The sequence below is a fragment of the Desulfosporosinus hippei DSM 8344 genome, assembly GCF_900100785.1.
In the GTDB taxonomy this organism is placed as follows: domain Bacteria; phylum Bacillota; class Desulfitobacteriia; order Desulfitobacteriales; family Desulfitobacteriaceae; genus Desulfosporosinus; species Desulfosporosinus hippei.
This window is the reverse complement of record NZ_FNCP01000006.1, coordinates 134,821-147,325: the sequence shown is the minus strand read 5'-3', so window position 1 is coordinate 147,325 and position 12,505 is coordinate 134,821. Positions and strand designations below refer to the sequence as shown.

Sequence of the window (12,505 nt, the reverse complement as noted above, 5' to 3'; positions counted from 1 at the left end):
GGCAAAATAACTCAAACATTTAAGGAGGATACCGGATGAGTTACCAACTACCAAACTATAAACACCCCAGTTTTGATCAAGAACCTTTCGTATCTGCTCCAAATGCTCAAATAGTCGAAGTAAAAAATGCAGGGTCGGCTCCGGAAAACTATCATGCTCTCTCGATATATCCGGAGTATTTTAAAATAAATGGGGAATGGATTTTAGCGAGTGAAAGCCGAATGGATGGGGTTCCTGTCCTAAGGACAGATGGAAGGGTTCAAGTGGTTGAGTTTAGAAATTTAAACATTGGGGATAAAGTAATAACCGGAAGAACCGAAGATGGAAGTGAGGGTGTTTTTGTTTATGCATCAGGGTTTAGTTCAACTGATGCCCATTCGGAGTTATTTTCTTTTCGTTCCGGCCGTTCTAGGGAAACCGCTTTTTCAAAGGACTACGATGAACTTTATGAGCTATTAAAATATGAGAGGGATAATGGGTACATTGTTTGGGTCTTAGGTCCGGCAGTTGTCTTTGACTATGATTCTAGAACCGCTCTTTCCAGCCTTATATCAAATGGCTTTGCTCATGCTATTCTAGCGGGTAATGCTATGGCAACCCATGACCTGGAAGCAGCAATTTTTGGTACGGCGTTGGGGCAAAACACCTATAATCAACAGTCTCCCCCCAATGCCCATTATCACCATTTAGATTTAATTAATATGGCTCGAGATGCGGGCTCCCTTCAAGGTCTCATAGAAAAGAAACATATAAATGAGGGTATTGTTTATTCTGCTATCACTAATAACATCCCCTTGGTTCTTGCAGGTTCAATTCGTGACGACGGTCCACTGCCTTCCGTAATAGCTGATGTATATAATGCCCAAGATGAAATGCGCAAGCATACTCGTAAAGCTACGACTCTCATTTGTCTAGCCACTCAGCTTCACACTATTGCAGCAGGAAATATGACGCCGGCTTACATACAACATAATGGAGAGATCCGCCCCGTCTTCATATACTGTATTGATATCGCCGAGTTTGCCGTCAATAAACTCAGAGATCGCGGATCTTTAGAGGTCACTACTATGGTAACTAATGTACAAGACTTCTTGGTTCACCTAAAAAACAATTTGGTAAAATGATTATATTTGTTGAACTCTTGTCACCCAGAGTCACCTCTCCAAAAAAGAGTAGAGGCACAAATAACTGCCTCTACTCTTTTTTGGTATAAATCTACATTCATTTCTAATTATGAGAACGTAAGCTCTTCAACCTGTGCATTTCTTAGTTTCTGCTGACTAAGACCGATAGAGTCATCCAAATTATTTGATACTACTTCACTGCTAATAGTTCCATTAACCGCTGCTTCACCTTGAGTGAGTTCACTCCCTTGAATTTCTTTACTTTCCATTTATAAACCCTCCTAAAATTTTTATTATTATTCTCAAAAAGCTAAAAAACATTCAAAAAAGAACTCTCCAAGTTATTTTGAGAGTTCTTTTTTGAATGTTTTTTATTTATCTTTATTTATTTATTTAATTGAAATGAACTCTTCAATGACACAATTCTATTAAATATAAGCTTGCCTTGTTTCAATGACAAGGGATCAACATTAAAGTAGCCATGCCTAAAAAACTGAAATTTATCCTGGGGCTTTGAATCTTTAATATTCGCCTCGACAAAGCCCTGGACGATCTCTAAGGAGTTAGGATTAATATGCTCCAAAAAGGAAGTATCATCATCCTCTTCCTGATCCAGAATCAAAGGTTCGTACTGTCTAAACTCTGCCGAGACTGCCTGAGAGGCTTCCACCCAATGAATAGTCCCCTTTACCTTCCTTCCTGTAAAGCCAGTTCCACTCTTGGTTTCCGGGTCGTAGGTGCAATGTAATTCGATAACTTTACCCGCTTCATCTTTTACTATGTCATTGCATTTTATAAAATAGGCGTTTTTTAAGCGGACTTCATTTCCCGGAAATAGCCTGAAATATTTTGCCGGAGGATTCTCCATAAAATCATCTTGTTCTATATATATTTCTCGCGAAAAAGGAATTTGACGAGTACCCATTTCCGGGTTTTCAGAATTAATCTCAGCCTCTAACATTTCAACTTGATCTGCAGGGTAATTTGTAATAACAACTTTGAGCGGCTCTAATACACCCATTGTTCTGGGTGCTTTAAGCTTTAAATCCTCTCGAATAAAAAATTCGAGCATTTTACTATCTACTACACTATCCGCTTTAGCAACACCTATTTCCCGAGCAAAACTACGAATAGCTTCTGGAGTATAACCTTTTCGACGAAGTCCTGAGATTGTCGGCATGCGCGGGTCATCCCACCCGTCAACAACGTGCTCATCAACTAATTGTTTGAGTTTACGCTTACTCATAACTGTATTAGTAATGTTTAACCGGGCAAATTCGTATTGATGTGGTACCTGTTCCATTTCACACTCTCGTATGACCCAGTCATACAGGGGACGATGATCCTCAAATTCCAAGGTACAAATCGAGTGTGTGATTCCTTCGATAGCATCCTCTAACGGATGGGCAAAGTCATACATGGGGTAGATACACCACTTATCTCCTGTATTATGATGGGTTGCATGAGCAATCCTGTAAAGAACCGGATCCCTCATATTAATATTGGGAGAATCCATATCTATCTTAGCACGGAGAACCTTTTGTCCGTCTTCGAATTCCCCTTGACGCATTCGCTCAAATAATTCCAGGTTTTCTTCAACTGAGCGATCTCTATAGGGGCTCTTTTGTCCGACCTCTATAAGGGATCCGCGCATTTTACGAATTTCCTCGGCTGTAGAATCGCAAACATAAGCCTTACCTTTCTTAATTAACAGGACAGCTCGGTTATACATTTCTTCAAAATAATCTGAGGCAAAGAATAATTCGTCCCATTTATATCCCAGCCACGTTACATCTTCTTTGATAGATTCTACATATTCTGTATCCTCTTTGACAGGATTAGTATCATCAAAGCGCAGATGGGTTTTACCCTTGAATTCATCCGCTAATTCAAAATTTAAAATAATGGATTTGGCATGACCAATATGTAAATAACCATTAGGCTCCGGTGGGAATCGAGTAATAATGTGATCAACTTTACCCGATTTCAAATCCTCGTTAATAATATTCTTAATAAAGTTCGAGGAGGCTTTATGTTCCATCGATATCACCTTTCTATTCTTCATCCTATCTGCCATTTTTTCCTTTGCCCTAAATAATACTGCATTAGACCCGAGAGTTCAACTTTAGCCTATAAATACTTCCCGAAGAGGTTTAATATTTTGTCTATTTATAGCATAGACAATTTCGGAATGATTTCAGTCCCATTTATCAATTTTAATAATCCATCTTTGGTCATCTAAACGAAATTACACAGATAAAAGAGGGGATGTAACAAACTTAAAGCTTTGTTGCATCCCCTTTGAACTGATACCTACGCAGGTTCGGCTCAGTTCGTTGGTAAAGGATATATTTTACGGAATATATACCAATACAAGTCTCGGTTCCTCATATTAACTATTGGGATTTGATTTCCACTAAAGTAACTGAAACATCGACATTTTTGTTATCCCGGTATACTGTGACGGTAACCGTATCACCAGGTTTATTCTTTAACAACTGATGGGTTAATTCCAATGAGCTCTTAATAGCGATTCCATTAATCTTCGTTAAAACGTCCCCAGCTCGAATTCCTGCTTTCTCAGCCGGTCCCCCGGGTGTAACTTTGGAGACATACGCTCCTTCAGGCCATCCTCGCTGAGTGGCATATTCAGCCGTATATCTGGGATCAATTTGGACATTTAGCCCCGGATGACTGGCATATCCCTTTTCAATCAGCTGCTTAATTGTCGGCAGTGCATCTGTAATAGGGATTGCAAAGCCCATACCTTCAAATCCTTGTTCCTGATTCTTTGCAGAATTTATCCCAATCACCTGACCTTGGTAATTAACAAGGGGACCCCCGCTATTTCCGGGGTTAATAGCAGCATCTGTTTGGATAAGGTTAAAACTGGCTTCTCCGGGAATATTTAAAATCCGATTTGTTGCCGATACAACTCCTGTTGTTACTGAGCGAGCAAATTCCTGTCCGCCGGGATTCCCAATAGCTACTACCGGTTCTCCGACTTGCAGCTTGGAAGAATCACCCAGTTGTGTAGCAACTAAGTCCTTCGTATCCGGTACTTGTACTACGGCTAAGTCAGTCCGCTCATCACCGCCAACAAGTCTGGCATTAATATTTCTGCCATCCGCCAAACTAACAATAATCTTTTCTGCGCCAGAAATGACATGATTATTGGTGACGATATATCCATTTTGTGCATCAATGATAAACCCGGAGCCACTTCCTACTTCCGTCGATCCGCCCCCTCCAAATAAGGAACCCCGAGATTGGAAATTAGCAATCCCGACCACAGCCGGACCGGTAGCTTTAGCAATCTGAGTTACAGGAAAATTTGCAGTCCCTTCAGTTGGAACAGAGGGGGTGGTTGGACCTGCATTTAAAACAACTTGGCTTGAGGGGGTTACTTGTTTATTTCCGTATACCGTTGGAACTAAGGTTACGGCAATGATTCCGCCTAACAAGGCACTGACTAAAGCAACAATAACTGTCGAAAAAAAGCCAGGACCTCTCCGAGAATAATTATTATCCTTATAGTAGTCCATAACTTTAACCTCCTAGTGCTATTATTCCATTAACATCATCAATTCATGCGGCGAATGCCTGGGGGCCACATGGACAGGGACATTTGAGAGATTCTTAGACCCCTTCGAGTCGCGAAGAATGCCCAGCACCGTGGATAGGGCAATTTCCGGGGTGTTATTTTCTTGACTCAGATGAGCCAAAATAACCCTTTGGGTGTTTTCCTGTATCCACTCTAAAAGTCCTTCAGCTACCTGTTTATTATCTAAATGACCAAACTTTCCTCGTATTCGCTTCTTCAGATAGGCTGGATACGGCCCATATTGCAACCGTTGATCATCATAATTCGCCTCAACGATAAGGGCATCGCACCCCTTCAAATGCCGATGCATTTCCTCAGTAATTATGCCACTATCAGTAGCAATCCCGACAGCCAAATCCTTCTTATCCTTTTCCTTGGGGCGAGAGATTTTGAGCCCATAGCTTTCCCGGCTATCGTGGGATGTCGGGTAGAGCAGGATGTCCAAACCGGCGCAGGAAAAAGATTCTTCCACTTCAACACGTTGATCTTCGGCAAGCTTTCCCAAGGAATGACTCATTACCTTCCAAAGTCCGGTTGTAGCATAGATGGGAATTTTTAGTTTCCTGGCAAGAATTCCTACTCCCCTAATATGATCGACATGTTCATGGGTAACCACAATTCCTTCGATGCCTGAACAAGAAAGATTTATTTGAGACAGGTTATGTAACAGACTCTTGCCACTAATTCCACAATCCACAAGCAAATGTCGGTTATCCTCTCCAATAAGAATTGCGTTTCCGGAACTTCCGCTTGCCAAAGTTGTAAAGTGCAATTTTAGTTCCTCCGTTACTCACCATTTTTTAAGTTGGGATTAGACAACCCGTCGTTCGTTTGATTAGTGCCGAGTTGGCTTTGGGCCTGACTAATCATTGCCTCGATTTGTTCTTTGTCGGTACTGTTTTGAGCCAGGGGCAAGGCCTTTTGCCAATAATTAATAGCTCCCGTCCAATCCTGCTTTGCTTGAGAAAGGAAAATGCCATAGTTGATCATTGCTGTCATAAAATCCGGCTTGATTGTCAATGCCTCATTATAACTCTTTTCGGCTAGTTCATAATCCCCGCTGTAAAAGGCAGATGTGGCCATATCCACGATAATATTAGGATCTTTATTTGTTTGCAAAACCTTTTGGTAAACCTCAACAGCCTTTTTGAAATTTTCCTGAACTTCAGTGGGCGCAACCATTTGAGCTGTCATACCGGCATTATAATATTCATTACCGAGAGCTGTCAGTAAAGGAATATTCTCCGGGGTGCTTTTTTCCTGCTCAACCATTGCAGCTATACTCGCCTTCTGAGATTGGTATTTAGCCTCTAAATTGGCGGTAGCATTGTTCGCCGGATTAGCCGAGGGGGTCTGGTCGAAGAAATATCCAATAAATGCTGACCCAACCATCGCAAGACTTACTAAAACTGCTAGAATACCTGCAAAAATTCGTTGTGATCTTTTATTCAAACTTATCCCTCCATTGACCATTAAATCCCAGTTACCATTGTACCATGTCTCTTTAAACCATCCAACCTCTAATCTTAAGGGTTATCCCACTCTCTTTAACTTAGCAGTGACTATTCTACACAAGAGATAAGGGATTGTGATTGTGTTGGATTTCTTTGATCTTTAAGTATAATGCTACCTCCAGACGCTTCTTCTGAAGCTCGCATCCTAAAGTATAAACATCTGTTAGACTTTTAGTAAAGGAGACGTTAGCAGCGTGACATCCCCCGCTGCAAGCAAAGCGGGCCCAACATTCACGACAAAGAGGCTTCTTATATATGTGCGCGGAGCGAAAAGACTTAACTATCTCTTCCTTGAGCTGATTCGGATTTTCAGCGTAAAGGGATCCCAGTTTATAGTCCTCTTGTCCAACAAACTGGTGACAAGGATAAAGATCGCCCTCTGGAGAAATTGCCACATATTCATGCCCGGCGCCACATCCCGAAAGCCGTTTAATCATGCAAGGCCCCTGGTCCAAGGCAACATTAAAGTGGAAAAAGTTAAACTCTTTATCTTGACCACGACGGCTTAAATATTCCTCTCCCAGCCGATCATAGGCTTCACATATTTTTTCAAGATCTCCTTCTTGGAAAGCGTAGGGTGCTTCCGGACTGGCTACGACAGGTTCAACAGAGATTTGATTAATCCCTAAATCCGCCATGTGTAAGACATCTTGATCAAAATCCGGGTTGAAATGAGTGTAGGTCCCTCGAACGTAGTAATAGGTTCCTAAGGCGTAAGGTGAACTTTCCGGTCGTTTCGCAGCAAACTGTTTGATTAGAGGGGTGACTTTAGCGTAACTTCCCCGGCCATCGGAAAAGGGTCTCATTCGGTCATGCACTTCAGGGCGACCGTCTAAACTTAACACAACGCTGATGTCCTCTTGTTCGAGATACTCCTGGATTTTATCATTTAATAATATCCCGTTGGTTGTTAACGTGAATTTTATGGTTTTATCCCGATCCGCTGCAGCCTTTCTCCCATATTCAACCAGAGATCTAATTAAACCGAAATTAAGCAAGGGTTCACCACCGAAGAAATCCACTTCACAATGATTTCTATGTCCAGACAAATCTAAAACAAAGTCGATCCCCTTCTTGCCTGTCTCCAAATCCATCATGCTTCTGCTTCCACCAAAAGCACCTGTTTCTGCAAAACAGTATTTGCAGCGCAGATTGCAGTCATGAGCCACGTGAAGACAAATGGCTTTAACAATCGGCTTTTCCGGGTACGTCGGAAGCACCTGATCTGCTTCTCTGGAAAACAGTGTACCTTGCTGGCGTAGTTCTCCCAGTTCTCCAACTATTTCAGAAAGTTCTTCTACAGTTAGTTGATTGCCGGATTGCCAAAGAAGCTGTCTAATCCCTTCTTCATTGACTTGTTTCGAGGCCTCCTGCAACTCCTCGACAGCTTTCAGTACCTCATACGTGTCTTCATCAAGAATGTGCAGGGATCCGGAATTGACGTCGTGAGCGATGAATAAATCTCCTTGACGATAACTATGCACATTTTTTTTAACCGAATATTCGTTGTTTGACAATAAATCAAGCATTAATAATCCTCTCTTCCATAACCCTTATGAACAGAAACAGAACCCAACCCGGTATGCGGGTGGGTTCTGATATCCTATGTTGCAATTAAGCCTATAAGCCTTATTTAACACACACTTGGTTTCCAACAGTGCACGACGTCTTACAAGCAGATTGACAAGAGGTCTGGCACTTGCCACATCCTCCGGTTTTCACAGTAGAACTTAAGTTTGCTTTCACAATGGTCTGAATGTGTTTTGCCATTCAAACACCCTCCTCTCGAGTCTATCACGTCATTTAATTTGATTCATTTTTAAATTATAACACAAAAATAAGAGGAATGGCAAAGACTAAAACTTTATAAAGGGGCCTTCTTAAGGTTTTTTCTTCAATATTTTGTGTTGTAATCTTTTTAAAATTTAATCTGAAACCCTTATACAGGTATTCAAAAAATAATCTTTAAGGATAATCCTAATTATTCCCGAAGGATGTTGACGAATTTGCTAGATTGTACATATAATGAGGTGTCACCGGGAAAATTTATATTCTCTGTTAGGTGAGGCTCCTGCATAGACATACGCCACTGCCCAGAAATGTCGAGAGACGCCAATTGGGTAGAACAGGTACTACCGACATAAGGTTTTACTTAAGGTGGCTGAGATCCCTCTACGCTATGCAGTGCTAAAGCTCAACGAGTAGGGAGGTCGAACTTGTGTTTGCAGACCTTCTATTTTGGCATAGAGGTCTTTTTCTTTTACCCCATTAGTTTTTCCGAACATTAAAGGAGGTGGATTTTATGGATTCTGGCCCTTATCACTCGCGTTTCCAGTTCTTAAACCGAATCATCTCGATTTTTCCGATGGTGCCAGACCTCCGTTGCTGAAAGGAGGAAGTTAAATGGAGGACTTAAGAGTATTAGGAGAATTTTATTTTAGTCAATTACTTAACAAACCCATTAGAGATGCTAAAGGACATCGGGTTGGTCGATTACTGGATATGGCAATCCGTTGGGATAGTGTCTCTCCTCATGTTACAGGTATTCGTTACACAAAAGGGGCACATGACTTAATTCCCATTAAGTTAGTCGATTCCTGGGATCATAACGGAATGAGGCTTAATACAGCGTTTAATCCCAAATTAACCTGCCCTATACATGAGGATGAAACGTTTATAGGTAAATGGCTGTTAGATAAACAAATCATCGACTTAGAAGGCTCAAGAATAGTACGGGTCAATGACATTTCATTGTCTTGGGTGGCTCGGGAAGGTCACAATTATATTGTTTTAGTAGCAGTAGATATTGGTGTGCGTGGCTTATTCCGAAGATTAGGGGCAGAGTTCTTATTAAGTCGCCTAGATAATAAGTTTGTTGGTTGCCAGTTTATTAAACCTTTGGAAAACAGGACTTCAGCTCTTCAGCTCACTCGTGAAAAAGAGCAGCTTCGTCAACTTCATCCTGCAGATATCGCGGATCTGATAGAAGACATGGACTATAAGCAAAGAGCTGCTTTCCTTGACTCTTTGGATTCTCAACAGGCCATTGACGCGTTAACTGAGATGGAATTAGATGTACAGGTTGAAGTTATTACCCAAATGGATGAGGAACGAGCTTCTGATATTTTAGAGGAAATGCCACCTGATGAGGCAGCTGACATTCTAAGTGAATTATCCTCAGAGAAATCCGAAGAGCTTCTAAGTTTAATGGAATCGGACGATGCCGAAGATGTTCGCGAATTAATGCAGTACGAAGAAGACACTGCCGGTTCTCTTATGACAACAGAATTTATTGGATTGCCGATTTGGCTTACTGCTGAGCAAGCAATTAACGAACTAAGACGCTTAGCTCCTGAGGCAGAAACTATCTATTATTTATATGTCGTGGATGAGCAAGAAACCCTAGAGGGTGTTCTTTCCCTCCGGGAGCTGATTATTGCCTCCCCTGAAACTACACTTAAAGATTTAATGCATACTAAAGTTGTTAAGATCTCTCCTTACGACGATCACGAAAAGGTGGCCGATACAATTCATAAATATGGTTTACTGGCAGTGCCTGTCGTGGATGACCAAGATCATATCTTGGGGATCATCACCGTTGACGATGTCTTAGAACTATTGATGCCCGACCGACCTCGGGTGGAAATTTACTCCACCTTGATTGCCCGCCGGCGCCAAGCGAAAGGAGGGCATAGCGAATGAACTTAAAAGCACGTTTTGCCTTGTTTTTTGCTATCATGGGGCCGGGAATGGTTACGGCCTTTGCTGATAACGATGCCGGTGGAATCGCAACTTATGCTGCAGCAGGGGCTAAATATGGCTACTCCCTTATCTTTACCATGCTGATAAGTACTGTTCTCCTGGCCATTGCTCAAGAAATCTCAGCCCGAACGGGTGCAGTAACCGGCCGGGGACTCTCAGATTTAATCCGGGAAAACTTCGGAGTCAAATGGGCATTTTTTGCAATGAGCGTCCTCTTAATTGCTAATTTGGGGACAACCACCTCTGAATTCTCGGGGATTGCCACAAGCTTCGAAATATTTGGTGTGAATAAATATCTCTCCGTTCCGATTATGGCCTTTATAATTTGGTGGCTTGTCATCAAAACAGATTATGCCAAAATGGAGAAAATCCTTCTGTTTTTATGCTTAACATTTTTTAGTTATGTTATTTCCGGGATTATGGTCAAACCGCCTTGGCCGCAAGTCTTCGTCGAATCTATCACTCCCACCCTCTTGGGAACCCCCGCCTTTCTGCTCATGGTTGTCGGGGTCATAGGAACCACGATTACACCTTGGGGACAATTCTATGTTCAGTCTTCAGTCGTCGATAAGGGAATCACTGCTCAAGATTATCGCTATACACGCTGGGATGTCTTGATCGGAACCTTCTTTACCGGATTCATTGCCTTCTTTATTATCGTATCCACTGCCGCTACTCTTTTTGCCAATAATATCCCCATAGAAACTGCTAAGGATGCTGCTCTAGCGCTAAAACCTTTAGCCGGAGAATATGCCAGTTTATTGTTTGGCTTTGGCTTACTCGGTGCTTCAATGTTAGCAGCCTTCGTGCTGCCACTCAGTACTGCTTATGCTGTTTGTGAAGCCTTCGGTTTTGAACACGGGATCAGCAAGTCTTATAGAGAAGCCCCGGTATTTTTCAGTCTATATACTATCTTAATTGTCTTAGGAGCAGCTATTGTCTTATGGCCTGGGTTATCCTTATATCATGTTATGTTGACGACTCAAGTGGTTAACGGGGCTCTTTTACCTCCTATTTTAATCTTCATGGTTCTTATCGCCAGCAAAAAAAGTATCATGGGGGAATATGTTAATTCTACGTTTTTTAATATTATCGCTTGGACATTCACTTTAATCCTAGTTTTACTTTCTCTACTTTTGCTACTATCTACCCTGTTCCCTGAATTAGCCACTAATGCTTTCAGAAGCATAGGATTGTAGCCAACCTTCTAGTTCAATATGAAAGCTTTTTCGAGTATGAAAAATAGGCACCACGGTGCCTATTTTTTGTGCTTGAGGAAGCTCCTCCAGCAGTGAATACTGTTGATTTACTCCATTAGGGTATATTCCTATAGTTATCGTTTAATCTATCTGCATAGGTGAAAAAAGGAGTGTTCTAGTTATGGACTTTGGGCAATTGACAGTAGAGCTGATCTTTGGTTTTTTTAGTTTATTACTAGTTACGAGATTTTTAGGTAAAACTCAAATAACACAACTCACTGCTTTTGACTTTATTTCAGCTCTAATCATGGGTGAGCTTCTAGGGAATGCCATCTATGACGACGACACCGGCATAGTAAAAGTCTTTTATGCCATTACTGTTTGGGGACTCCTAATCTTTGCAATTCAATTTTTAGGTCAAAAGTCCATTTTATTTAGAAACCTTCTGGAGGGAACACCTTCTCTAGTTATTCAAAAGGGAGTCATTAACCGCCAAGCCCTTAAAAAAAACCGTATGAACATTAATGAACTACTTAATCTGCTAAGGATTAAAGATGTTTTTTCTGTTCGGGAAGTTGAATATGCTATCCTCGAAGCAAATGGGTCTTTGACCGTTTTAAGAAAACCTGAATTTGATACCCCGACACTAAGCGATCTCAAAATTCCTTTCAAAAGCAAATCACTACCCAAGCTTCTTGTAAGTGATGGAACAATACTCTCAGATGAGTTACTAAAAGCTAACCTAAGTGAATCTTGGCTTAGAAATGAGCTGAAACTACAGGGCTATACCGATATTAATAATATTTTTTATGCAGAATGGCGAGAGGAAGATGGATTATTTGTTATTGAAAAGTAATTATTATAAATTTTCTATGGATTATGGGGATTAGCCTTCACCACGCGGAACAAGCCTACATATGCTGTTATTAAAACTATTAAAATGCGGGAATCAAAATGGATAACGGGGCAGCTCAAATTCGTCAGTACTGACGAATTTGACCCTACTACTAGGGGATTCGTTATCTACCAACCTTTCACTGATTACTAAAGAAAATACCTACAAAATTCAGTCCTGCATTATGTATTGAATCGCACGAGTCGTTAACTTTGTATCTTTTCTAAGGTTCGCAAAAAGATACCCTACACGTCATACAATAATTTATCGTAGAATGCAATATTCTATTCGATAAATTGGGTGCCTTCACTTTTTGTGATTTCTAATTATTAATATTGGTCAATTTACAAGCGTTTTGAGGTATAATAACTATAATTTGGTTGTATGACCTTTTATCGAAAACTGCG

General features: G+C 41.1%; 11 protein-coding genes and 1 riboswitch. Of the genes, 4 read left to right on the top strand and 7 right to left on the bottom strand.

Annotated elements, in window-relative coordinates; all coding sequences use genetic code 11:
- Window positions 1–35 precede the first annotated feature (35 nt).
- The gene (locus tag BLS16_RS07350; RefSeq protein ID WP_092331763.1) at window positions 36–1,124 is read left to right on the top strand and encodes a putative NPN-dependent ornithine cyclodeaminase; all 1,089 of its coding nucleotides are present in this window, start codon (window positions 36–38) and stop codon (window positions 1,122–1,124) included.
- A 107-nt stretch (window positions 1,125–1,231) separates the two neighbouring features.
- Here the strand turns inward: BLS16_RS07350 and BLS16_RS23505 are convergent, their stop codons facing one another.
- The 7 genes from BLS16_RS23505 to scfA all read right to left on the bottom strand — a co-directional run bounded on the left by BLS16_RS23505 (window position 1,232) and on the right by scfA (window position 8,012).
- A complete protein-coding gene (locus BLS16_RS23505) occupies window positions 1,232–1,393 on the bottom strand; it encodes a hypothetical protein (RefSeq protein WP_165574424.1) in 162 nt (53 codons plus the stop codon).
- Between the two features lie 116 nt (window positions 1,394–1,509).
- Entirely contained in the window at window positions 1,510–3,201 is a 1,692-nt protein-coding gene (locus tag BLS16_RS07345) for a glutamine--tRNA ligase/YqeY domain fusion protein (protein ID WP_207649737.1), read from the bottom strand.
- A gap of 319 nt (window positions 3,202–3,520) precedes the next feature.
- Window positions 3,521–4,669: a S1C family serine protease gene (locus BLS16_RS07340; RefSeq protein WP_092331758.1), complete on the bottom strand. Its 1,149-nt coding sequence runs from the start codon at window positions 4,667–4,669 to the stop codon at window positions 3,521–3,523.
- A 21-nt stretch (window positions 4,670–4,690) separates the two neighbouring features.
- The gene (locus BLS16_RS07335; protein ID WP_092331755.1) at window positions 4,691–5,500 is read right to left on the bottom strand and encodes an MBL fold metallo-hydrolase; all 810 of its coding nucleotides are present in this window, start codon (window positions 5,498–5,500) and stop codon (window positions 4,691–4,693) included.
- Window positions 5,501–5,514: 14 nt separating this feature from the next.
- The gene (locus BLS16_RS07330; protein WP_092331753.1) at window positions 5,515–6,180 is read right to left on the bottom strand and encodes a tetratricopeptide repeat protein; all 666 of its coding nucleotides are present in this window, start codon (window positions 6,178–6,180) and stop codon (window positions 5,515–5,517) included.
- A gap of 115 nt (window positions 6,181–6,295) precedes the next feature.
- On the bottom strand, window positions 6,296–7,771 hold the full coding sequence (scfB, locus tag BLS16_RS07325) for a thioether cross-link-forming SCIFF peptide maturase (RefSeq protein ID WP_092331750.1): 1,476 nt from the start codon (window positions 7,769–7,771) through the stop codon (window positions 6,296–6,298).
- A 100-nt stretch (window positions 7,772–7,871) separates the two neighbouring features.
- Window positions 7,872–8,012: a six-cysteine ranthipeptide SCIFF gene (gene scfA / locus BLS16_RS07320; RefSeq protein ID WP_014905314.1), complete on the bottom strand. Its 141-nt coding sequence runs from the start codon at window positions 8,010–8,012 to the stop codon at window positions 7,872–7,874.
- A gap of 277 nt (window positions 8,013–8,289) precedes the next feature.
- Window positions 8,290–8,455: riboswitch (M-box (ykoK) riboswitch) on the top strand.
- 190 nt (window positions 8,456–8,645) lie between these two features.
- Here scfA and BLS16_RS07315 point away from each other — a divergent pair.
- The 3 genes from BLS16_RS07315 to BLS16_RS07305 all read left to right on the top strand — a co-directional run bounded on the left by BLS16_RS07315 (window position 8,646) and on the right by BLS16_RS07305 (window position 12,059).
- Window positions 8,646–9,944: a magnesium transporter gene (locus tag BLS16_RS07315; protein ID WP_092331747.1), complete on the top strand. Its 1,299-nt coding sequence runs from the start codon at window positions 8,646–8,648 to the stop codon at window positions 9,942–9,944.
- A complete protein-coding gene (locus tag BLS16_RS07310; protein ID WP_092331745.1) occupies window positions 9,941–11,203 on the top strand; it encodes an Nramp family divalent metal transporter in 1,263 nt (420 codons plus the stop codon). Before BLS16_RS07315 ends, BLS16_RS07310 begins: the two co-directional genes overlap by 4 nt.
- 181 nt (window positions 11,204–11,384) lie before the next feature.
- Complete coding sequence (locus tag BLS16_RS07305) at window positions 11,385–12,059, top strand: DUF421 domain-containing protein (RefSeq protein ID WP_092331742.1); 675 nt, start codon at window positions 11,385–11,387, stop codon at window positions 12,057–12,059.
- Window positions 12,060–12,505 lie beyond the last annotated feature (446 nt).

Coding starts and splice junctions, on each gene's coding strand:
- scfB (WP_092331750.1), bottom strand. CDS start 7,771: ATGCTTGATTTATTGTCAAACAACGAATATTCGGTTAAAAAAAATGTG.
- BLS16_RS07345 (WP_207649737.1), bottom strand. CDS start 3,201: ATGGCAGATAGGATGAAGAATAGAAAGGTGATATCGATGGAACATAAA.
- scfA (WP_014905314.1), bottom strand. CDS start 8,012: ATGGCAAAACACATTCAGACCATTGTGAAAGCAAACTTAAGTTCTACT.
- BLS16_RS07310 (WP_092331745.1), top strand. CDS start 9,941: ATGAACTTAAAAGCACGTTTTGCCTTGTTTTTTGCTATCATGGGGCCG.
- BLS16_RS07305 (WP_092331742.1), top strand. CDS start 11,385: ATGGACTTTGGGCAATTGACAGTAGAGCTGATCTTTGGTTTTTTTAGT.
- BLS16_RS07350 (WP_092331763.1), top strand. CDS start 36: ATGAGTTACCAACTACCAAACTATAAACACCCCAGTTTTGATCAAGAA.
- BLS16_RS23505 (WP_165574424.1), bottom strand. CDS start 1,393: ATGGAAAGTAAAGAAATTCAAGGGAGTGAACTCACTCAAGGTGAAGCA.
- BLS16_RS07340 (WP_092331758.1), bottom strand. CDS start 4,669: ATGGACTACTATAAGGATAATAATTATTCTCGGAGAGGTCCTGGCTTT.
- BLS16_RS07315 (WP_092331747.1), top strand. CDS start 8,646: ATGGAGGACTTAAGAGTATTAGGAGAATTTTATTTTAGTCAATTACTT.